23 protein-coding genes are annotated in these 20,283 nt (G+C 72.2%); 13 read left to right on the top strand and 10 right to left on the bottom strand.

Translation table 11 applies throughout. The annotated features are described in order from the left end of the window. Positions 1–3 precede the first annotated feature (3 nt). Complete coding sequence (locus ACWCPY_RS06720; protein WP_451263255.1) at positions 4–1,269, bottom strand: anion permease; 1,266 nt, start codon at positions 1,267–1,269, stop codon at positions 4–6. A gap of 209 nt (positions 1,270–1,478) precedes the next feature. On the opposite strand from ACWCPY_RS06720, the gene ACWCPY_RS06715 reads away from it, so the two are divergent. The 3 genes from ACWCPY_RS06715 to ACWCPY_RS06705 all read left to right on the top strand — a co-directional run bounded on the left by ACWCPY_RS06715 (position 1,479) and on the right by ACWCPY_RS06705 (position 4,829). Continuing rightward, entirely contained in the window at positions 1,479–2,138 is a 660-nt protein-coding gene (locus ACWCPY_RS06715; RefSeq protein WP_451263254.1) for a class II aldolase/adducin family protein, read from the top strand. Positions 2,139–2,206: 68 nt separating this feature from the next. Next, on the top strand, positions 2,207–3,334 hold the full coding sequence (locus ACWCPY_RS06710; RefSeq protein WP_451263252.1) for an alpha/beta hydrolase: 1,128 nt from the start codon (positions 2,207–2,209) through the stop codon (positions 3,332–3,334). Between the two features lie 184 nt (positions 3,335–3,518). After that, positions 3,519–4,829, top strand: coding sequence for a hypothetical protein (locus ACWCPY_RS06705; RefSeq protein ID WP_451263486.1), 1,311 nt, complete (start codon positions 3,519–3,521; stop codon positions 4,827–4,829). A 42-nt stretch (positions 4,830–4,871) separates the two neighbouring features. Here ACWCPY_RS06705 and ACWCPY_RS06700 read toward each other — a convergent pair whose 3' ends face one another. Both ACWCPY_RS06700 and ypfJ read right to left on the bottom strand, forming a co-directional pair. Beyond that, the gene (locus tag ACWCPY_RS06700; protein WP_451263251.1) at positions 4,872–5,285 is read right to left on the bottom strand and encodes a VOC family protein; all 414 of its coding nucleotides are present in this window, start codon (positions 5,283–5,285) and stop codon (positions 4,872–4,874) included. Between the two features lie 102 nt (positions 5,286–5,387). Next, the gene (gene ypfJ / locus ACWCPY_RS06695) at positions 5,388–6,278 is read right to left on the bottom strand and encodes a KPN_02809 family neutral zinc metallopeptidase (protein ID WP_451263250.1); all 891 of its coding nucleotides are present in this window, start codon (positions 6,276–6,278) and stop codon (positions 5,388–5,390) included. Between the two features lie 275 nt (positions 6,279–6,553). On the opposite strand from ypfJ, the gene ACWCPY_RS06690 reads away from it, so the two are divergent. The 3 genes from ACWCPY_RS06690 (at position 6,554) to ACWCPY_RS06680 (ending at position 9,657) form a co-directional block, all read left to right on the top strand. Continuing rightward, entirely contained in the window at positions 6,554–8,152 is a 1,599-nt protein-coding gene (locus ACWCPY_RS06690; RefSeq protein ID WP_451263249.1) for an ABC-F family ATP-binding cassette domain-containing protein, read from the top strand. A gap of 342 nt (positions 8,153–8,494) precedes the next feature. Further along, a complete protein-coding gene (locus ACWCPY_RS06685; protein ID WP_018518904.1) occupies positions 8,495–8,716 on the top strand; it encodes a helix-turn-helix domain-containing protein in 222 nt (73 codons plus the stop codon). Positions 8,717–8,865: 149 nt separating this feature from the next. Further along, positions 8,866–9,657 (top strand): enoyl-CoA hydratase/isomerase family protein, encoded by a 792-nt coding sequence (locus tag ACWCPY_RS06680; protein ID WP_451263248.1) that lies wholly within the window; start codon positions 8,866–8,868, stop codon positions 9,655–9,657. Positions 9,658–9,706: 49 nt separating this feature from the next. Here the strand turns inward: ACWCPY_RS06680 and ACWCPY_RS06675 are convergent, their stop codons facing one another. Continuing rightward, positions 9,707–10,402, bottom strand: coding sequence for a hypothetical protein (locus ACWCPY_RS06675; protein WP_451263247.1), 696 nt, complete (start codon positions 10,400–10,402; stop codon positions 9,707–9,709). Positions 10,403–10,494: 92 nt separating this feature from the next. On the opposite strand from ACWCPY_RS06675, the gene ACWCPY_RS06670 reads away from it, so the two are divergent. Genes ACWCPY_RS06670 through amaP form a run of 5 tightly spaced genes read left to right on the top strand, consistent with a single transcriptional unit; the run spans position 10,495 to position 12,847 of the window. Next, positions 10,495–10,968 (top strand): Asp23/Gls24 family envelope stress response protein, encoded by a 474-nt coding sequence (locus ACWCPY_RS06670; protein ID WP_451263246.1) that lies wholly within the window; start codon positions 10,495–10,497, stop codon positions 10,966–10,968. A gap of 31 nt (positions 10,969–10,999) precedes the next feature. After that, the gene (locus ACWCPY_RS06665; RefSeq protein WP_329816780.1) at positions 11,000–11,191 is read left to right on the top strand and encodes a hypothetical protein; all 192 of its coding nucleotides are present in this window, start codon (positions 11,000–11,002) and stop codon (positions 11,189–11,191) included. Then, a complete protein-coding gene (locus ACWCPY_RS06660) occupies positions 11,188–11,550 on the top strand; it encodes a hypothetical protein (protein ID WP_451263245.1) in 363 nt (120 codons plus the stop codon). The genes ACWCPY_RS06665 and ACWCPY_RS06660 overlap by 4 nt, the downstream gene beginning before the upstream one ends. Continuing rightward, positions 11,547–12,263, top strand: a complete 717-nt coding sequence (locus tag ACWCPY_RS06655) for a DUF6286 domain-containing protein (protein ID WP_451263244.1) — start codon at positions 11,547–11,549, stop codon at positions 12,261–12,263. The genes ACWCPY_RS06660 and ACWCPY_RS06655 overlap by 4 nt, the downstream gene beginning before the upstream one ends. A 5-nt stretch (positions 12,264–12,268) precedes the next feature. Next, positions 12,269–12,847, top strand: a complete 579-nt coding sequence (amaP, locus tag ACWCPY_RS06650) for an alkaline shock response membrane anchor protein AmaP (protein WP_451263485.1) — start codon at positions 12,269–12,271, stop codon at positions 12,845–12,847. 39 nt (positions 12,848–12,886) lie between these two features. On the opposite strand, the gene ACWCPY_RS06645 is transcribed toward amaP, so the two are convergent. From ACWCPY_RS06645 to ACWCPY_RS06620, 6 genes are all read right to left on the bottom strand, one after another. Beyond that, a complete protein-coding gene (locus ACWCPY_RS06645) occupies positions 12,887–13,642 on the bottom strand; it encodes an SDR family oxidoreductase (protein ID WP_451263243.1) in 756 nt (251 codons plus the stop codon). A gap of 5 nt (positions 13,643–13,647) precedes the next feature. Then, on the bottom strand, positions 13,648–15,447 hold the full coding sequence (locus tag ACWCPY_RS06640; RefSeq protein ID WP_451263242.1) for a glycoside hydrolase family 15 protein: 1,800 nt from the start codon (positions 15,445–15,447) through the stop codon (positions 13,648–13,650). 96 nt (positions 15,448–15,543) lie between these two features. Continuing rightward, positions 15,544–16,377 carry an SURF1 family cytochrome oxidase biogenesis protein gene (locus tag ACWCPY_RS06635; RefSeq protein ID WP_451263241.1) on the bottom strand — a complete coding sequence of 278 codons (834 nt, stop codon included), beginning with the start codon at positions 16,375–16,377 and terminating at the stop codon, positions 15,544–15,546. Between the two features lie 72 nt (positions 16,378–16,449). After that, on the bottom strand, positions 16,450–16,683 hold the full coding sequence (locus ACWCPY_RS06630) for a hypothetical protein (protein ID WP_072482991.1): 234 nt from the start codon (positions 16,681–16,683) through the stop codon (positions 16,450–16,452). Between the two features lie 63 nt (positions 16,684–16,746). Continuing rightward, entirely contained in the window at positions 16,747–17,745 is a 999-nt protein-coding gene (locus ACWCPY_RS06625; protein WP_451263240.1) for a DEDDh family exonuclease, read from the bottom strand. Positions 17,746–17,774: 29 nt separating this feature from the next. Further along, positions 17,775–18,449 carry a TetR/AcrR family transcriptional regulator gene (locus tag ACWCPY_RS06620; protein ID WP_451263239.1) on the bottom strand — a complete coding sequence of 225 codons (675 nt, stop codon included), beginning with the start codon at positions 18,447–18,449 and terminating at the stop codon, positions 17,775–17,777. A 142-nt stretch (positions 18,450–18,591) separates the two neighbouring features. Here ACWCPY_RS06620 and ACWCPY_RS06615 point away from each other — a divergent pair, with 142 nt between their 5' ends. Both ACWCPY_RS06615 and ACWCPY_RS06610 read left to right on the top strand, forming a co-directional pair. Beyond that, the gene (locus ACWCPY_RS06615; RefSeq protein ID WP_451263238.1) at positions 18,592–19,392 is read left to right on the top strand and encodes an acetoacetate decarboxylase family protein; all 801 of its coding nucleotides are present in this window, start codon (positions 18,592–18,594) and stop codon (positions 19,390–19,392) included. Continuing rightward, complete coding sequence (locus tag ACWCPY_RS06610) at positions 19,389–20,273, top strand: SDR family NAD(P)-dependent oxidoreductase (RefSeq protein ID WP_451263237.1); 885 nt, start codon at positions 19,389–19,391, stop codon at positions 20,271–20,273. Before ACWCPY_RS06615 ends, ACWCPY_RS06610 begins: the two co-directional genes overlap by 4 nt. Positions 20,274–20,283: the final 10 nt, after the last annotated feature.

Below are 20,283 nucleotides of genomic sequence, written 5' to 3'. Positions count from 1 at the left end.
GGGTCAGACGGTGGCGGGTCGCGCCGGGTCCTGGGTGGTTCCGGCCGGGGCCGGAATGGTGGTCATGAGGTCCTGGGCCATTGCCTGGGCCGTGGTGGGCGGCGGGCTGACGGCGGCGATGGCCGTGGTGACGACACCCGCGGGCTCGTCGTCGACGTCCGCCGGCGCGACATCGTCGTGGCCGACCGGCTTGCGGCGGGACACCAGCCAGATCGCACCGGATCCCGCGACCAGCAGCGCCGCGACGACCACGACACCCCAGGTGCCCTGCTTGGTGAGGAGTTCCGCGCCCGCACCGACCAGACCGGCGGCCGGCAGGGTCAGACCCCAGGCGACGAACATCCGGGTGGCGGTGGACCAGCGGACCACACCGCCCTGGCGGCCGAGGCCCGCGCCCATCACGGCGCCGGAGCAGGACTGGGTGGTGGAGAGGGAGAAGCCGAGGTGCGAGGAGGCCAGGATGACGGTGGCCGCACTGGTCTGGGCGGCGAAGCCCTGCGGCGGCCTGAGGTCGGTGAGGCCGCTGCCCATGGTGCGGATGATGCGCCAGCCGCCCAGGTAGGTGCCGAGCGCGATGGCCGTACCGGCGCAGACGATGACCCAGACCGGCGGGTTGGCGCCCGGGTGCAGGACGCCGCCGGTGACCAGGGCCAGGGTGATGATGCCCATGGTCTTCTGCGCGTCGTTGGTGCCGTGGGCGAGGGAGACCAGCCCGGCCGAGGCGATCTGGCCGGCCCGGTACCCCTTGGCGGTGGCCTTCTCCTGGGCGTCGTTGCGGACCTTTCCGCCGATCCGGTACGTCAGCCTGGTGGCCAGCAGCGCGGCCAGACCGGCGACGATCGGGGCGGCGAGAGCGGGGAGCAGCACCTTGGTGACGACGGTGCCGCCGTTGACGGACGACCAGCCCGCGGACATCACGGCCGCGCCGATCAGACCGCCGAACAGGGCGTGCGAGGAGCTGGAGGGCAGTCCGACCAGCCAGGTCAGCAGATTCCACAGAATGGCGCCGACGAGTGCCGCGAAGATGACTTCTGTTCGCAGCCCGTCCTCGTTGATGATCCCGCCGGAGATCGTCTTGGCGACCTCCACCGACAGGAACGCGCCGACGAGATTGAGAACGGCGGACATGGCCACCGCTGTCTTCGGTCTGAGTGCACCGGTCGAGATGGTCGTCGCCATCGCGTTCGCGGTGTCGTGGAAACCGTTCGTGAAATCGAACACTAGAGCTGTCACGATCACAATCGCGAGTAGCAGCGTGATGTGTTCCATTTACCCAGGCAATCGTTCGACGTCATTGGCATGTGGACCGTAGGCAACCTGGGTGAACGGAAGATGAACTGGGCAGGGCGTTGGGGTGTTACAAACCGGAGCGGAGGCATTCCGCTTGTGCCCGATACGGGCGTGGCCCGGCTTTCCGGCGGTGCGCGGCTGTGGCCGATCGCATACCCGTTCGTCCTCGGGGCTGACAGGATCGGCGCATGAGCGATCAGCAGCGGAACGCGATCGAACGTGCCTGGGACGGTGTCGTCGCCACCGCCCGCAGGACGGCGGCCGAGGGCCTCGTCGTCGGGACCTCGGGAAACGTCTCGGCACGGGTCGGCGACACGATCCTGGTCACACCGAGCGGAGTGCCGTACGACCGGCTGGGCCCGCAGGACGCCGTCGGCGTCGATCCGGAGGGCAACCGCGTACTCGGCTCACTGGCCCCGACCAGCGAACTGCCGCTCCACCTCGCCGTCTACCGGAACACCGACGCGGCCGCCGTCGTGCACACCCACGCGGTGCACGCCACGGCCGTCTCCACGCTGGTGCCCGAGGTCCCGTCGGTCCACTACGCCGCCGCCATGCTGGGCGGCCCCGTCCGCGTCGCGGCCTACGCGCGCTACGGCACCGCGGAACTGGCCGGGAACATGCTCGCCGCCCTGCGCGACCGCACGGGCTGCCTCCTCCAGAACCACGGGGCCGTCACCTACGGGGCCACCCTGGACCAGGCGTACGACCGGACCGCGCAGCTGGAATGGCTCTGCAGGCTCTGGCTCGCCGCGAGCTCCGTGCCCGGGCTCACCCCGAACCTGCTCTCGCCGGAGCAGCTGAGCGATGTGCGGGAGGCGCTCAAGGGGTACGGACAGCCGGGCTGACCCGGCCCGGCCCACCGGACGGGCCAATGCCTGTGGCGGGGTCCCGCACCCGCCGTGACACTGAAGCCGTGCGCCCGGCAAAAGTCACGGCAGCAGCCGTCACCACGATCCTCGGCGTCGGAGCGGCAGCGGTCGCGGCCGGCCGGCTGGCCAGCGACGCGGTCCTCAGGGCGCCGTCCGGGCGGCCGCTGCCCGCCGACCGCAGACTCACCGTGCACGCCACGGCGGCCGGGCAGGTCACCTTGACCCGCTCCCTCACCGCCCTGCGGCCCGGCACGTACGGGCTGGTCGGCAAGGGGGTCCACGCGGTGGTCGGCCCGGTGATCGAGCACGCCCACCACGCCCCCGACACCGTCGTACGCAGACTGGAACGCGTCGACCACGGCAGCCTGGACACCGGCGCCAAGGTCCGCGTCACCCCGCAGCTGCACAGCGGCGACCCGTCCTCGGCGCTCGGCCTCCACCACCAGGAGGTCGAGATCCCCGGCGAACTCGGCGCCCTGCCCGCCTGGTTCCTCCCCGGCCCGCGCGACACCTGGGTCATCACCGTGCACGGCCTCGGGACCACCAGGGAACACCCCATGAATGTCATGAGGTTCCTGCACGGCCAGCGCCTGCCCGTGCTCGACCCGGCCTACCGGGGCGACGCCGGAGCCCCGCGTCCCCCCGACGGCCTCGCCCATCTCGGCGAATCCGAGTGGCGCGACCTGGACGCGGCGATCCGCTTCGCCGTGCGCTACGGAGCCGAGAAGGTCGTCCTGCACGGCTGGTCCACCGGCGCCTCGATGGCGCTGCACGCGGCCGTCAACTCCGCGCTGCGCGACCGGATCTGCGGCCTCGTCCTGGACTCCCCGGTACTGGACTGGGCCACCACCCTGCGCGCCCTGGCCGTCGCGCGCGGCGTCCCGTCCGCACTGCTGCCGCTCGCCGTCCGCGCCGCCCAGGGGCAGACCGGACTGCACGGCGCCCGGCTGCTGGACGGCTCCCTCGCACCGGCACTGCACGTCCCGACCCTGATCTTCCACGGCCCCGACGACCGGCTCGCCCCCTGGCAGCCGTCCCGCGATCTCGCGGCCCGCCGCCCGGACCTGATCGCCCTGCACGCCGTACCGCAGGCTCCGCACGGGGCGATGTGGAATGCCGACCCGGACCACTACGAAGAGGTCCTGCGCCGCTTCCTGACGCCCCTGATGTGAGGTGATGCGAGGGTTCGGCCGTTTGGTACCGGGCCCCGTCCGCCAGCCCCTCCACCGGGAATTCGGGTTCCGTTTGGGCTTTCGGGCCGTCAGGGGCAAGACTGCTCCCGTGACGTCCCGTAACCCGCGCGACTCCAGGCTGCGACTTGTCCGCCCGCGACCCCTTGCCACCGCTCGCAAGGCCGTGACCACCCGGCGCACCAGGCCGGCCCCCCGCCCTCCGGAGGGCACCCCGCCCCGGTCGGAACTGGCCCGGCAGGCCAGGACCGCCCTCGCCGACGCCGTACGGATCGCCCGCTGGGCAGCCGACGGCGCGATCCCCGGCGCACCACCGCTCGCCGCCCAGGCCCTCCAACGGGCCGCGACAGCCCTGGAATTGTCCCCGGCCCAGGTGCGCTCCGGCTGGGACCGGGCCAGGCTCGCCGGCCTCGTCGAACTGCACGGCGACACCGCGCGCCCCGGCTGGCGGCTGCGCGCCTGGGACCGTGACGACTCCGCCGTGCTCCGCGGCTGGGTGGCGCTCTTCGACGCCTGGTCGCTGGTCCACCCGGCGCCCGCGGACATCGAGTCCGCCGCGGTCGCCGAGGCCGTCGAGGCCGTGCCGCAGGTCCTCTCCCTCCTCCAGCTCTCGGCCGGCCCGGTCACCGTGCCCGCGCTGCTGGACCTGCTCGGGCAGCGCGTCGCGGAACTCCGCGAGGAGCGCTGCGAAGTGCCCTACGGCCCCCAGCCGCTGCCCGCACCGGCCGAATCCGCACCCGCCCCGCACCCCGCCGCCCTGGTGGCGCAGCTGCTGGACTGGGCCCTGGACGGGCTGGCCGCCGTCGGCGCGCTCACCCTCGGCGCCGGACACGCCACCCTCACCCCGCTCGGCAACTGGGCGGTCTGGGTCAAGCTGGAACAGATCTGCGTCGCGGCCCAGAGCCCGGCCGGGAACATCGAGCAGTCCGCCGCCGACATGCTGCTCGGCTGCGCCCGGCTCACGCCGGGCCCGGCCCGCGACGAATACCGGGCCTGGCTGGCCGCCCGTCCCGTCGGCAGTGCCGTCGCCGAACTCCTCGCCGTCGCCCGCGGCGAGGACGCGCTCCTGCGGGGGCTCGCCTTCGAGGCGCTCCGGGTCGTCGGCGCCCCCGCCGAGCCCGAGGTGCGTTCCGTGGCCGCCGACCCCTCGCTGCGCCCCTACGCCCTGCTCTGGCTGGCCGAGTACGACGGAACCGACCCCGACGACGCCCAGGACGTCCTGAGCCGGGAGGAGGCCACCTGGCTCTGGGTCGACACCGCGGCGGCCGTCGCCGACCACGGCGAGACCGGGCTGCTGGTCCGCCATCTCGACTCGGCCGTCCAGGGCACGGTGCCCGCCCTGCTGGACGAGGTACGGGCCGTGGGCCATCCGCGCACCGTGCAGGTGCTGGTGGCCCTGGCCGCCGCGCACCCGGACCCCGCGCTGGCCAAGGCGGTGCGCCGGGCCGCGTTCCAGGTGCACACCGGCGGCGCCTGACACCCCGCGCCGGACGGGCCCCGCCCCGGGCTCGTCCGGCCGTCAGTCCTGCGATCCCGGCGCGTACGTACCGAAGCTCCACACATTGCCCTCGGCGTCCCGCGCCATGTAGTCGCGCGAGCCGTAGTCCTGGTCGGTGGGCGGCATCAGGATCTCCACCCCGTGCTCCACGGCTCTGGCATGGTGCGCGTCGACCTCGTCGACCACGACGTAGACCCCGGCGGGGCCGGCGTCCCGCATCGCCTTGGCGAAGACGCCGTCACGGCCCTTGGAGCCCAGCATCACCCTGCCGTTCCCGCAGGACAGCTCGGCGTGCAGCACCTGGCCGCCCTCGCCCTCGTACACCGCTTCCTGGGTGAAGCCGAGGCCCTCCGTCAGCGTCCTGATCGCGGCCTTCGCGTCGTCGTACAGAATCGTCGGATAGATCGTCGGAACGCCGGCCGGTGCGCCTGCCATGGCGCTTACCCCTTCTCGTACTCCCGTGACCCGCTTGTGTGATCTGCGTCTCAGTCTTCCATCGGCCACTGACAACGGCCCGGCGCGGTTCCGGGCCCGGGGTCAGCGGAAGGTGTTGCAGTCGGCCATGTCGCCGCTGCGGAAACCGGTGGTGAACCACTGCCGGCGTTGCGCGGCCGAGCCGTGCGTCCAGGACTCCGGCGTGACCCGGCCCTGGAACTTCTCCTGGATCCGGTCGTCGCCGACCGCGGCCGCCGCGTCGAGCCCGTCCCGGATGTCCGCCTGCGTCAGCGAGGTGATCAGCGGACGCCCGGTCGATTCGTCGGGGGTGGTCGTCGCGTGGTGCGCCCAGACCCCGGCGTAGCAGTCCGCCTGGAGCTCCACCCGGACCGCGTTGCTGTTCGCGCCGGTCCGGCCGTCCTGGGACCGGTCCAGCGTTCCCATCAGGTCCTGCACATGGTGTCCGTACTCGTGGGCGACGACATAGGCCTGGGCGAACGGGCCGCCGCTGGAGCCGAACTTCGTCCGCAGCTCGTCGAAGAACCCCAGGTCCAGATAGACCTCCCGGTCGCCCGGGCAGTAGAAGGGCCCGACCGCCGAGGTCGCGGCGCCGCACGCGGTGTTGATCCGGTCGCTGAACAGGACCGTGCGCGAAGGCGTGTACGTGCCCCGGCGCCGCTGGAACTCCTGCTTCCAGAAGTCCTGCACGCTGTTGACCACCGCCACGATCCGGCAGTCCTCCCTGGTGTTCGCGTCCTGCCCGGTCCGGCAGGACTGCTCCACCTGCGCCGCCGACGACGCGGTCGCCGTCGTGTCCGGGCCGCCGGAGGAGAGGCCGAGCTGATCGGGGCCGACGCCGAAGAGCAGCCCCAGGATCAGCGCGATGATGCCGACGATGCCGCCGCCCACGGTGGCCCTGCCGCCCGGGATCCGGCTGCCGCGCACATCCTTGACCTCGGACGTGTCCAGGTCGGCGTCGTCGTCGAACTGCATGGGCCACCACCCTCCGCTCCGGCCGTGGTGGTCCCACCACCTCCGTACCTCAGCCGAGTATCAGCCAGTTCAAACACCTATGCCCTTTTTGATCGCGTGGTGGAGTGGAGCGGCGACGCGCGGCGACCGTCCGGCGGGTGCCACGGGCGCACGCGGAAAAGCAGTTGCACACCGCCAGTAGAATGGCCCGTATGGCAATTCTCCTTGTGCATTAGCGGCGTCGAGACACCTCCGCCCTCGTCCCGTCAGCCGTCCAACCGCCCTGGAGTATTTCCGTGATCACCGCTTCCGGCATCGAGCTGCGTGCCGGCGCCCGCATCCTCATCGAGTCCGCTTCCTTCCGTATCGCCAAGGGCGACCGCATCGGCCTCGTAGGCCGCAACGGAGCGGGCAAGACCACGCTCACCAAGTGCCTGGCCGGCGAGGGCAACCCCGTCGGCGGCACCATCACCCGCTCCGGCGAGGTGGGCTACCTCCCGCAGGACCCCCGCACCGGCGACCTCGACGTGCTGGCGCGCGACCGCATCCTCTCCGCCCGCGGCCTCGACGAGATCCTGCGCAAGATGCGGGAGAACGAGGAGCGGATGGCGAACGGCAAGGGCGCCACCCGCGAGAAGGCGATGAAGAAGTACGAGCGCCTGGAGACGGAGTTCCTCACCAAGGGCGGATACGCCGCCGAGGCCGAGGCCGCCACCATCGCCGCCGCGCTCAGCCTGCCCGACCGGGTGCTCGGCCAGCCCCTCCATACGCTCTCCGGCGGTCAGCGCCGCCGCATCGAGCTGGCCCGGATCCTCTTCTCGGACGCCGACATCCTGCTGCTCGACGAGCCGACCAACCACCTCGACGCCGACTCGATCGTCTGGCTGCGCGACTACCTCAAGACCTACCGCGGCGGCTTCATCGTGATCTCCCACGACGCCGAACTCGTCGAGACGGTCGTCAACAAGGTCTTCTACCTCGACGCCAACCGCGCGCAGATCGACATCTACAACATGGGCTGGAAGCTCTACCAGCAGCAGCGCGAGGCCGACGAGAAGCGCCGCAAGCGCGAGCGGCAGAACGCCGAGAAGAAGGCCGCGGCCCTCAACTCGCAGGCCGACAAGATGCGCGCGAAGGCCACCAAGACCGTCGCCGCGCAGAACATGGCCAAGCGCGCCGAGCGGCTGCTCTCCGGCCTGGAGGCCGTCCGGGTCTCCGACAAGGTCGCCAAGCTCCGTTTCCCCGAGCCCTCGCCGTGCGGCAGGACCCCCCTGATGGCGGAGGGGCTGTCCAAGTCGTACGGCTCGCTCGAGATCTTCACCGATGTGGACCTCGCCATCGACAAGGGCTCCCGGGTCGTCATCCTCGGCCTCAACGGCGCGGGCAAGACCACGCTGCTGCGGCTTCTCGGCGGTGCCGAGAAGCCCGACACCGGCCAGGTGATCGAGGGCCACGGCCTCAAGCTCGGCTACTACGCCCAGGAGCACGAGACCCTCGACCCGGACCGCTCCGTCCTGGAGAACATGCGCTCCGCGGCGCCCGACCTCGATCTCGTCGAGGTCCGCAAGACGCTGGGTTCCTTCCTCTTCTCCGGCGACGACGTCGACAAGCCCGCCGGCGTCCTCTCCGGCGGCGAGAAGACCCGTCTCGCGCTGGCGACCCTGGTGGTCTCCTCCGCCAATGTGCTGCTCCTGGACGAGCCGACGAACAACCTCGACCCGGCCAGCCGGGAGGAGATCCTCGGCGCGCTGCGCACGTACAAGGGCGCCGTCGTCCTCGTCACGCACGACGAGGGAGCGGTCGAGGCACTCCAGCCGGAGCGCATCATCCTGCTGCCGGACGGTGTCGAGGACCTGTGGGGCGCGGACTACCAGGACCTGGTCGCACTGGCCTGATCCGGCCCCGCTCTCCGTCTGATCCACTCCGTCTGGATCATTCGGCCTACGCGTGATCCATCATCTGCGTGAGTACGTCTCGTACCTCGGCGCGGCGCCCGGCAGATACCTGCCGGGCGCACCCATTCGGGGGCCGCGATCCCCGTGTGGCCCTGACCTGCCCGTTCTTCCCGGGCCCTGTCCCGCCTGCCGCCGAGGCCCCACGGAATGCGGAATTCCGGTCGTGTGGCCCCCTTCTCCGGCCGGGAATCGGGTGGCACGTACCTTGCCGAATGGGTGGCCAGGAAGGCGCCGAGGGGTGATCATGAGAGTCCAGAGCGCACTTCCCATGAGGAGGCACGGGTGGCCGAGACTCTGAAGAAGGGCAGCCGGGTTACCGGCGCCGCGCGCGACAAGCTCGCGGCAGACCTGAAGAAGAAGTACGACTCCGGTGCGAGCATCCGGGCGTTGGCCGAAGAGACCGGCCGCTCCTACGGATTCGTCCACCGGATGCTCAGTGAGTCCGGAGTCACGCTGCGGGGACGCGGCGGAGCGACACGGGGCAAGAAGGCCGCCACGGCCTGACGCCCCAGGCGGTCGGGGCAGGCCGTCCGGCCCGTCCCGGGGCTCACCGGTTTCGGCGGTGGCCACCCGGTCGGCAGTGATGTCGACCGGGTGGTTACTGTTCAGTCACTTAGCTCTGCTTGCTGACTGAACCGATCCGGAGGCGCCCCATGACCTCGCTCGACTCTGTGCTCGACAAGGACGGCGTACGACTCACCGTCGACGACACGGTCGCCACGGTGACCCTCACCAATCCGGCCAAGCGCAACGCCCAGTCCCCCGCTCTCTGGCGGGCGTTGACGGAGGCCGGACGGGCACTGCCCGGAAGCGTGCGGGTCGTCGTGCTCCGCGGCGAGGGCAAGTCCTTCTCCGCGGGCCTCGACCGACAGGCGTTCACCCCCGAGGGGTTCGACGGCGAGCCGTCCTTCCTCGACATGGCGCGCGGCTCGGAGGCCGAACTCGACGCGACCATCGCCGAGTACCAGGAGGCGTTCACCTGGTGGCGCCGCAACGACATCGTGTCGATCGCGGCCGTCCAGGGGCATGCGATCGGTGCCGGTTTCCAGCTCGCCCTCGCCTGCGACCTGCGGATCGTCGCCGAGGACGTGCAGTTCGCCATGCGTGAGACCACCCTCGGCCTGGTGCCCGATCTCACCGGCACGCACCCCCTGGTGAACCTGGTGGGGTACGCCCGCGCGCTCGAGATCTGCGCCACGGGCCGCTTCGTGCACGCCGAGGAGGCCGAGCGCACCGGACTGGCCAATCTCGTCGTGCCCGCCGGTGAGCTGGACGCCGCGGCGCGCGATCTGGCCGGCGCGCTGCTGGCCGCCCCGCGCGACGCCGTCGTGGAGACCAAGGCGCTGCTGAGCGGTGCCGTCTCCCGTGGCTACGAGGAGCAGCGCGTCGCGGAACGGGCCGCGCAGGGCCGTCGGCTGCGCGATCTGGCGGGCATCACCGACTGAGCGCCCGGCCCTCGACAGCGGGCGGGCCCGGCCCGGGCCCGCCCCGTGCTCACTCACGCTCCACCACCGCGGTGACCAGCACCGCGACCGAGGGGTGCCCCTCCACCGCGTCCGCCACGGCGCCCCGCACCGCACGGGCCACGTCGAGCGCCCGATGGCCCGGGTCCGTCGCCAGCTCGACCCGCACATGGTCCGGGCCCGCGTGCACCGCGTGACCCAGCACCCGGGTCAGCGTCACCACCCCCGATACACCCGCCGCCGCGCTCCCCGCCGCCCCCTCCGCCGTTGCCGCGCGCACCTCCATCGGGGCCGGAGCCGGCCGTTCCGGCGGCGCGTCCAGCAGCTCCGTCACCCGGACGTCCACCGCGTCGACCACCAGGCCGAGCCGCTCCCCGGCCGCCGTCAGCAACGCCGAGCGCAGCGCGTCGGCCGCGACGGGCAGCGGCCGGCCGGCCACGGCCGACATCGTCGCCTCGATCCGCAGCGGTCCGGGCGGCAGCGCGCTCGGCGGCGGCTCCACCTCCGAGTCCGGTGCCCCGTCCGGATCGGCCACCGAGATCCTGAGAGCCCCGAGCACGGGGCCGGACCCCGCCACCGCGCCCCGCAGCACCGCGACCGCGGCCCGCTCCGAGATCCAGGCCCCGTCCGCCGGACCGCCCAGCGGAAGCAGCCGGCCGAGACCGAGCCGTTGCCGTACCGCCGCTGTCCATCCGTCCGCCCCGCGCGGGCCGTCAGCCGTCGTCATTTCCCCAGCCTGCCGCATCCACGGCGCGAGACCGGGTAAGCGCACCTAATGTGGGCAAAGAGGTCCAACCTGCCCTGAAGGGAAGAATGGCGATGACCGACACCACGCAGCGGAACCGGCCCGAGAGCCCCGACAAGGAATCGAGCACGCTCATCAAGCGCGGCGGGGGAGCCCCCGCCACCCGTGGCCGTACGACCATCGCCGACGGAGTGGTCGAGAAGATCGCGGGAATGGCGGCGCGCGACGTGGTCGGCGTCCACGCGATGGGCAGCGGCTTCTCGCGCACCTTCGGAGCGGTGCGCGACCGGGTGCCCGGTGGTGGCAAGTCCGCCACCCGCGGGGTGAAGGCGGAGGTCGGCGAGTCCCAGACCGCCCTCGACCTGGAGATCGTCGTCGACTACGGCGTCGCGATCGCCGATGTCGCCCGTGACGTACGGGAGAACGTGGTCGCGGCGGTCGAGCGGATGACCGGCCTGGAGGTCGTCGAGGTCAATATCGCGGTGAGCGATGTGAAGCTGCCCGACGAGCCCGATGACGACGACCAGTCCGAGCCACGTCTCCAGTAGACCTCCGCCGCGAGGAGTTGAGGAGCGCACGATGAGCATGGCTGTGGTCGGCATGGTGGCCGGCATGGCGCTCGCATTCGCCGGGTACTTCGGCGGATTCGGGGCCTTTCTGCTGGTGGCCGCCCTGGGAGCGGTCGGCTTCGTCGCCGGTCGTCTCCTGGAGGGCGACCTGGAACCCGGCGACTTCTTCCGGAGTCGCGAGCGCGGCGACCGACGGCGGTGACGGCGTTGTCGGGGGCGAGCGGCCGGATCGCCGCAGGTGAGCGCGGGGAGACCCGGATCGCCGACCGGGTGGTCGCGAAGATCGCCGCGCAGGCGGCGAAGGAGGCGATCGACGAGCCGCCGCAGGAGGGCGCCGTGCCGCACGCCACGGTCACGGTGCACCGGGACACCGCCCGGGTACGGGTGAGCCTGGAGCTCGGATACCCCTCCGACATCGGCCGCCAGTGCGGCGGGGTGCGTCGGCATGTCGCCGAGCGGGTAAGGGCGTTGGCGGGGATGGAAGTCCCCGAGGTGGCCGTACAGGTCGAGCGCCTGCATCCGACGGGAGCGAGCATCGCGGCACAGGGGAGGATCCGATGACCGAACCCCACGAACCGGAGCACCGTACACGAGGACTGTCCGCCACCGGCCCCGTCGAAGCGGCCGGAGAGGGGGGCACGCCCGCGGCGAAGGGCGATGTGCTCGAACTCGACCAGTCCGCCTCGTCCGCCACCTACGACCCGGTGCCCGCGCACCGGGAGGACGGCGGCCGGGCGGGCCGCTTCTGGTCCGCGCGCCGTGTCCCCGCCACGCTCCTCGCCCTCGTGGTCCTCGGCGGCAGCGGACTGCTGCTCTACGACGTGGCGGCGGTGCGGGCCGACCGCCCCGCGATGCGATGGCGCCGGTGGCTGGCCGACGAGCTCGCCCGCCGCCCGCTGGAGAACGCCTGGCTGCTCGCCGCCGCCGCGCTCGCCGTGGCGATCGGCGTGTGGCTGCTCGTGCTCGCCGTCACCCCCGGCCTCCGTGCCCTGCTGCCGATGCGCCGCGACCGTCCGGGCGTACGGGCCGCACTCGACCGGTCCGCGGCCGCGCTGGTCCTGCGCGACCGGGCCGTCGAGGTGTCCGGAGTGCAGTCGGTGCGGGTCCGGATGGGCCGGGGCCGGGCGGTGGTGCGCGCCGTCTCGCACTTCCGGGAGCTCGACGACGTACGCGCCGATCTGGACACCGTGCTCGGGACCGCCATCGGGGAACTGGGGCTGGCCAGGCCGCCGAGCCTGTCCGTACACGTCCGCCGGCCCGCGAGGAAGAGGTGAGCCCGTTGCTCAGGACCGTCAACCGGGTACTGCTCGGCCTGTCCGGGCTGGTACTGATCTGCTGCGGCGGCGCGGTGCTCGCGGCCGGTCTCGGCCTGTCCGTGCCGTCGTGGTGGCCCTGGCACGGCAGGCGCGATGTGCTCATCAGCGAGGCCGACCGGGACCGCTGGCACGACCAGGGCTGGTGGTGGCCGACGGTCATCGCCGTCCTCGCCGTCGTGGTCGTTCTCGCCCTGTGGTGGCTGCTGGCCCAGCTGCGCCGCGCCCGCCTCGCCGAGGTACTGGTGGACAGCGGCGACGGGGAAGGGGCGCTGCTGCGGGGCCGGGCCCTGGAGGGGGTGCTCGCCGACGAGGCGGGGACGCTGGACGGAGTGGCCCGAGCCCAGGTCGCGCTGACCGGCCGGCGCAGCTCGCCGCAGGCCAGGATCCGCCTGCTGATGGAGCCGCACGCGGCACCGGACGAGGCGCTCGGCCGCCTCACCGACGAGGCGCTGGCCCATGCGCGGGATTCGGCGGGGCTGGCCGAGCTGCCGGCCGAGGTACGGCTGAGGGCCGTCAAGCACCGCGCGGAGCGGGTGAGCTGACAGCCGGTCGCCGGACGGGACCGGGGCACGGGCTCCGGTTCAGAAGCCCTGCCGGGAGCCGCCGTCGACCGGCACCATGATGCCCGTCAGATACGAGGCCGCGGGCGAGAGCAGGAACGCCGCGGTCCGGCCGAACTCCTCCGGGGTGCCGTAGCGCCGCAGGGGGATCCGCGCCTCGTTCGCCGTCCGGGCGGCCTCCGCGTCGCCCGAGAGGGCGTCCAGCTCACGCACCCGGTCCGTGTCGATCCGGGCCGGCAGCACGCCCACCACCCGGATCCCGCGCGGACCGAGCTCGTCGGCCAGCGACTTGGCGAAACCGGCCAGGCCGGGACGGAGCCCGTTGGAGATGGTCAGACCGGGGATCGGCTCGTACACGGAGCCGGAGAGCACGAAGCCGATCACCCCGCCCTCGCCGAGCACGTTCGCCGCGGCCCTGGCCAGACGTACCGCGCCCAGGAACACCGACTCGAAGGCAGACTGCCACTGCTCGTCGGTGTTGTCGTCCAGGAAGCCGGGGGCCGGTCCGCCGACGCTGATGAGAATGCCGTCGAGCCGCCCGAACCGCTCGTGCGCCGTGTCCACCAGACGCTGTGCGGACGCGGGGTCGGCGTTGTCGGCGGCGAGGCCGGCCGCGGCCGCTCCCAGTTCGGCGGCGGCGGCCTCGGCGCGCTTCTCGTCCCGGCCGGTGATGATCACCCTCGCGCCGTCGTCGGCGAGCACCCGCGCCGTGGCGTTGCCCAGCCCCCGGGTCGCTCCGGTGACGATGTACACACGGTCCTTCAGTCCAAGATCCATGGCCCCTATCCTGCCGCGTCGGGATCCATCGTGTCCTCCCCGGACAGTGCCATGGCGGTCCCCACGAGGCCGATGTGACTGAACGCCTGCGGGAAGTTGCCCACTTGGCGGCGGCCGGTGGTGTCGTACTCCTCGGCCAGCAGCCCCACGTCGTTGCGGAGCGCCAGGAGCCGTTCGAAGAGTTCCCTGGCCTCGTCGGCGCGCCCGGTCAGGACCAGGGCGTCGGCCAGCCAGAACGAGCAGGCCACGAAGGCCCCCTCGCTGCCGGGCAGTCCGTCGATCGAGGCGCCGTCCGTGCTGTAGCGGCGGATCAGGCAGTCGCGGCCCAGCTCCTCCCGGACCGCGTCGATCGTCCCGATCAGCCGGGGGTCGTCCAGGGGCAGGAAGCCGGTGCGGGCGATCAGCAGCGTCGCGGCGTCCAGGTTCCGCGAGCCGTAGGACTGCGTGAAGGTGTTCCGCTCCGGGTCGTACCCCTTCTCGCACACCTCCCGGTGCACGGCGTCCCGCATCGCCCGCCACCGGTCGGGGTCGCCGGCCAGCGACGGGTTGCTCTCCAGGGTGCGTACGGCGCGGTCGGCGGCGACCCAGGCCATCACCTTGGAGTGCACGAAGTGGCGGCGCTGGCCACGGATCTCCCACAGCCCCTCGTCCGGCTCGCGCCAGGTGGACTCCAGGAAGCCGAGCAGGCTGAGCTGCAGACTCCAGGCGTGCGGCTTGTCGTCCAGACCCGCCTCGCGCGCCAGCCGCAACGAGTCGATGACCTCCCCGTACACATCGAGCTGCCGCTGGCGGACCGCGGCGTTGCCGATCCGGACCGGGGCGGAGTTCTCGTATCCGCGCAGCCACGGCAGCTCCGCCTCGGGCAGTCTGCGCTCGCCCGCGAGGCCGTACATGATCTGGAGGTCGGCCGGGTCCCCGGCGACCGCCCGCAGCAGCCAGTCCCGCCAGGCGGCGGCCTCCTCCAGGTAGCCGGCCGAGATGAGGGCGCCGAGGGCCAGCGTGGAGTCCCGCAGCCAGCAGAAGCGGTAGTCCCAGTTCCGTACGCCCCCGATCTCCTCCGGCAGCGAGGTGGTGGGCGCCGCCACGATGCCGCCGGTCGGGGCGAAGGTCAGCGCCTTCAGCGTGATCAGCGAGCGGATCACCGCATCCCGGTAGGGGCCCCGGTACCTGCACCGCGAGGACCATTCGGCCCAGTCGGACAGGGTGTTCTCCAGCGCCTCGTGCGGGTCGACCAGATCGGGACGGGGCGAGTGAGAGGGGTGCCAGGTCAGGACGAACGCCACCTTCTCGCCCGCCGAGACGGTGAACGACGAGCAGGTGGAGAACTGCTGGCCCCAGGTCTTGACCGGCGGCTCGCTGCGCAGCCAGGCCGAGTCCGGCCCCGCGACCGCCACCCGGTGCCCCTGCGAGCGGCGCACCCACGGCACGACCGAGCCGAAGTCGAAGCGCAGCCGGATCACGGAGCTCATCTCGACGGTGCCGCTGGCGCCCTCGACGATCCGCATGACGTCGGGTTCCCGGTCGCGCTGCGGCATGAAGTCGATGACCTTGACCGTGCCGGTGCGGGTCTCCCAGTACGTCTCCAGGACGAGGGACTCACCCACGTAGCCGCGCCGGGTGCAGGTCTCCGCGCCCTTCGGGGCGATCCGCCAGTGTCCATTGTCCTCGTCGCCGAGCAGGGCGGCGAAGCAGGCGCCCGAGTCGAAGCGGGGCAGGCAGAGCCAGTCGACAGAACCGTTTCTGCCGACCAGGGCGGCCGTCTGGAGATCGCCGATGAGGGCGTAGTCCTCGATGCGTGGGGTCACGTTCTGGCGTGTTCCCGAACCTGGGCCCCGTTAAGCAATCCCGGACGGCAGGAGTCACCCGGCCGGGACGACCTGCCCGCATCCGGCGGACACGGCTCAGGCCGTGGCGGGTTCCGGCGTCTCCGGCTTCTCGGGCTTCTCCGGCTCGGCGGGCCGCTGCTCCCCGGCGGCCTCCTTGGCCGCGGCCTCCACCCGGTCGCGCTTCTCCCTGCGTGCCAGCACCACGTACCCGACCGGGACACCGGCGGCGAAGAGCCACCACTGCACGGCGTACGCCATGTGCGGGCCGATCGAGCTGTCGTCCGGGGCCTCGATCGGTTCCGGGGAGCCGCCGACGGGCTCCGGCGCCGTCTGCTCGATGTAACCGCCGAGCACCGGCCGGGAGAGCCGCTGGGCCTCCTGGGCGCTGTTGATCAGCATCACCTGGCGGTCCGGCAGGTCCGAGATGTCCTTGATGCCGCTGGCGCTCGTCGTCTCGTCGGCCTTGAGTCGTCCGGTGACGGTCACTTCGCCGCGGGGCGCGGCCGGCACCTCGGGAAAGGCGCGCTGGCTGTCGGCGGAGGGCACCCAGCCGCGGTTGACCAGGACCGTGCCGCCGCCCTTGAGGTCGAGCGGGATCAGCACATGGACACCGATCCGGCCGTCGGTGGAGGTCCTGCGGCGTACGACCACCTGGTGCGCGGTGTCGTACGTGCCCGTGGCCGTCACCGTCCGCCAGTAGTCGGAGCGCGGGACCGTGTGCCCCGGAGCGGTGAGCGAGGCGACCGGAACCGGCTTCGCCTTGAGATTGCGGGAGATCAGGGAGTTCTGCGCGACCTTGTGCTCATGGCGGTGCAGCTGCCAGAAGCCCAGCTCGACCATCGTGGGAATCAGGACGAGGGCGAGGAGGGCGAGGATCAGCCACTGCCGGGTCAACAGGAAGCGGTACACCCCACGACGGTACAACCGGTGTCGTGGGGTGCATCGCGCAGGGGTGGGGAAGGGGGGCGCGGCGGCCGCTGCTCAGACTTTGTCGATGATGCCCACCTTCCCCTCGGCGCGGGCGCAGTGACCGCCGCAGAACCAGTGACCGTCGACCTCGACGCCCTGGCCGATGATCTGGACCCGGCAGTGCTCACAGATGGGCGCCATGCGGTGAATGGCGCAGGAGAAGCAGTCGAAGACGTGCACCGCGCCCTGCGCGTGCACCTCGAAGGACATCCCGTAGTCGTTTCCGCAAACCTCGCAACGTGCCATGCGCCACAGGGTGGGACGCGAGGCGGCGGCGGGCGAGCGGCGGAGGGGCGAGTCGTCGCCGGTTCACTCCGATGACGGCGCGGGAACCCGGGCCGGTGCGGGCGCAACATCGCGCAGCAGATGGGTGAAGGCGCTCTCGTCCAGGATCGGTGTGCCGAACGACTTGGCCTTGACCGTCTTCGACGTCGCCGAGTCCGGGTCATTGGTGACCAGCAGACTGGTCAGCCGGGACACGCTGGTCGCCACATGCAGCCCGGCCTCCACGGCCCGGTCCTCCAACAGCTCCCGGTCGATGGAGGTGTCCCCGGAGAACGCCACTCGCATGCCCTGCATGAGGGGTTTGTCCTTCTCGTACCGCCCGGGGTTCGGATACGGACACGCCGGGCGCTTGCGCGAGGGGCGCCAGCTGTTCTGGCCGTACGAGGGCTGGTAGCCGATCCGCGGTGCGACCGGGGAGTCCGACCACTCGGTCAGCGGCCGGCACTCCAGCAGCGGCAGCCGCACCCCGCTCCGCGCCGCCGCGTGCAGGCTCGGCCGGAACGCCTCGGCCAGCACCCGGGCGTCGTCCAGGGCGTGGTGGGCGCGCTGCTGCACGACGCCGAAGTGCGCGGCCAGCGACTCCAGCTTGTGGTTGGGCAGCGGCAGCCGCAGCTCCTTGGAGAGCGCGATGGTGCACAGCCGCTGCTCCACGGGGGCGACGACCGAGGCCCGTGCGTACTCCCGGGCCAGCATCGACCAGTCGAAGGCCGCGTTGTGCGCGACGAGGACGCGGTCCGCGAGCCGCTCGGAGAGCTGGGCGGCGACCTCCGGGAAGAGCGGGGCGCCTTCGAGGACGTCACTGGTCAGCCCGTGGATCCAGACCGGGCCGGGATCGCGCTCGGGGTTGACCAGGGTGTACCAGTGGTCCTCGACGTTGCCCTGGGCGTCCAGGCGGTAGACGGCGGCGGACACTATCCGGTCGTCCCGTGCGAGTCCGGTGGTCTCCACGTCGACGACCGCGTACCCCTGCGGGTAGGCGGTCGGCCACGGTGCTGCGGTCTGGCGGTCGTCGAGCATGGTCACAGAGAATACGGGCCGCGACTGACAGTCTCCTATTCGGCCGCCCCCCGCTCCTGCGCACCGGTTGCGCCGCGCGCCCCTGGTCGCGGGAGGCCTGCCAGCAGTCCATCCACCAGGGCCCGTACGGAATCCTCGAACAGCCGGTCCGGGTCGGCGGGCCGGCTCAGCGCGCGGGCCAGCGCCGGATCGTCGTCCGCGGCGGACGCGGTCCACAGATCGCCCTCGCCGGGTGACTGGACGGGGGACCGTTCCCGGTTGCGTTCGACGAGCAGGAAGCCGACGGTCTGGAACTGCACCGCCCGTACCGCTGCCGCCGCCCGTGCCCCGCGCAGCCCCGCGGCGTGCACCTCGTGGACGAGGGCCTGTTGCGCGGGCAGGAACATCCGCTCGGTGAGCCCTCGTTCGTGGACCATCGCGATCAGATGCGGCCTGGCCCGAAGCTCGCGGCGCAGGCCGCGGGCGACCGAGACGATGCGGGCCGCCGGCGTCCGTCCGGCCGGCCGGAGGGTCCCCATCTCCCGCACGGTGCGCTCGACGAGGGCGTCCAGCAGCGATTCACGGTTGCCGACGTGCCAGTAGATCGACGTCACCGCGGTGCCCAGTTCCGCGGCCAGGGCACGCATGGTGAGGGCCTGCGGACCGTGCCGCTTCACCAGGGCCGCGGCTGTGTCCAGGACCCCTTCGCGAGTCAGCGACGATCGCGCCACAGCGCTCCTCGATTCTCGAACTCCGTTACGTGCATGCCTATTTACCCTTCATCGACCTCGGTGTAACTGTGTTACAGAACCCGGCACGGAGAACCGAGACACGGAGAACCGATCCACGGACGACCGAGAAGGGTGGTACGCCATGGCACGCGTACGGTACGGCGCGCGGACCGAGGGGGAGATCGCGGCGGCCCGCGAGGCCCGCTCCGCACTCCCCGACATCTGGTCCACCGGTGTGGTGGCCCTCTGGGAGAGCGACCCCGACGCGGTGGCGGCCGTCCTCCCGCCGCCGCTCGAACCCGCACGGCGCCCGCTCGTCCGGGCCGGCATCAGTACGGTCGAACTCTCCGGCTATCCGCTCGGCGCGGGCTCCGTCGCCGTCGCCGCCGTCCACGACGGCCACGAGGGCTGGTATCCGCTCGTCATGCCGATGACCCATGAACGGGCGCTGACCGGCGGCCGTGAGGTGTTCGGCGAACCGAAGAAGCTCGGCGAGGTGACCGTCGAACGCGACGGCCCCGTCGTCCGGGCCGCGCTCGTCCGGCACGGCATCGCGTTCGTCGAGGTGCGCGGCTCGGTCGGCGGACCGCTGCCGCTGCCCCGCCCGACGGACAAGCTCGACTTCTACTTCAAGTTCCTGCCCGCGGTGGACGGCGAGGGCTTCGACTCCGACCCCGTCCTGATCCACTGCACCCGCCACGAGAAGGTCCGCAGACTGGAGCGCATCTCGGGCGACGTGGTGCTGCGCGATTCGGTGTACGACCCGGTCGCCGACCTTCCCGTACGGCGGCTGGTCGAACTCACCATCGGCGAGAAGACCAGCGACCAGCGGGGCAGGGCCGTGGAACGGGTGAGCGCGAAGGACCTGCTGCCCTACATCCACCAGCGTTACGACGACCCGCAGCAGATCCACGACGGCCCGCCGGAAGGGAGCGTCCGATGAGACTGGAGGAGGGCCAGGTCGCCGTCGTCACCGGCGCCGCGAGCGGCATCGGCCTGGCGATGGCACGCAGGTTCGCCGCCGAGGGGCTGAAGGTCGTCCTCGCCGATGTGGAGGAGGACGCGCTCGACGAGGCGGCACGCGAATTGCGCCAGGACGGTGCGCGGGTGCTGCCCAGGGTCGTCGACGTCGGCGAACGCGATTCCGTGCAGGCCCTGGCCGAGGCCGCGTACGACGCCTTCGGCGCCGTGCATGTGCTGTGCAACAACGCCGGTGTCGGTTCCGGGGCCGAGGGGCGGATGTGGGAGCACGAGCCGAACGACTGGAAGTGGGCGTTCGCGGTGAACGTCTGGGGTGTCTTCCACGGCATCCAGGCGTTCGTGCCCCGCATGATCGCGGGCGGCGGCCCCGGCCACGTCGTCAACACCTCGTCCGGGGACGGCGGGATCGCCCCGCTGCCGACCGCCTCCGTGTACGCGGTCACCAAGTCCGCGGTCGTCACGATGACCGAGTCGCTGTACGCGCACCTGAAGGCCGAGGGCGCGCCGGTCGGTGCCTCGGTGCTCTTCCCCGGCCCGCACATGCTGCGTACCGGACTGTGGGAGTCGCACCGCAACCGGCCCGAACGGTACGCCAAGGAGCGCCCGCGCAGGACCCCGTACCGCAGCCTCGACCAGTGGGAGTCCGCCATGCGGGCAGCCGGCCACGAGGTGGAGTTCACCCCGGTGGAGGAGGTCGCGGGGACGGTCGTGGACGGGATACGCGCCGACCGCTTCTGGATGCTGCCCGAGAGCGAGCACAGCGACCGGCAGATCCGCGCCAGGTCGCAGTCGATGCTGGAGCGGGCCGACCCGTCGTACCTGGAGAGTTTCATACTCGACTGAGGAGCGAGCG

It is taken from the genome of Streptomyces sp. NPDC002403, assembly GCF_053593015.1.
This window is presented reverse-complemented; position numbering and strand designations above follow the sequence as displayed.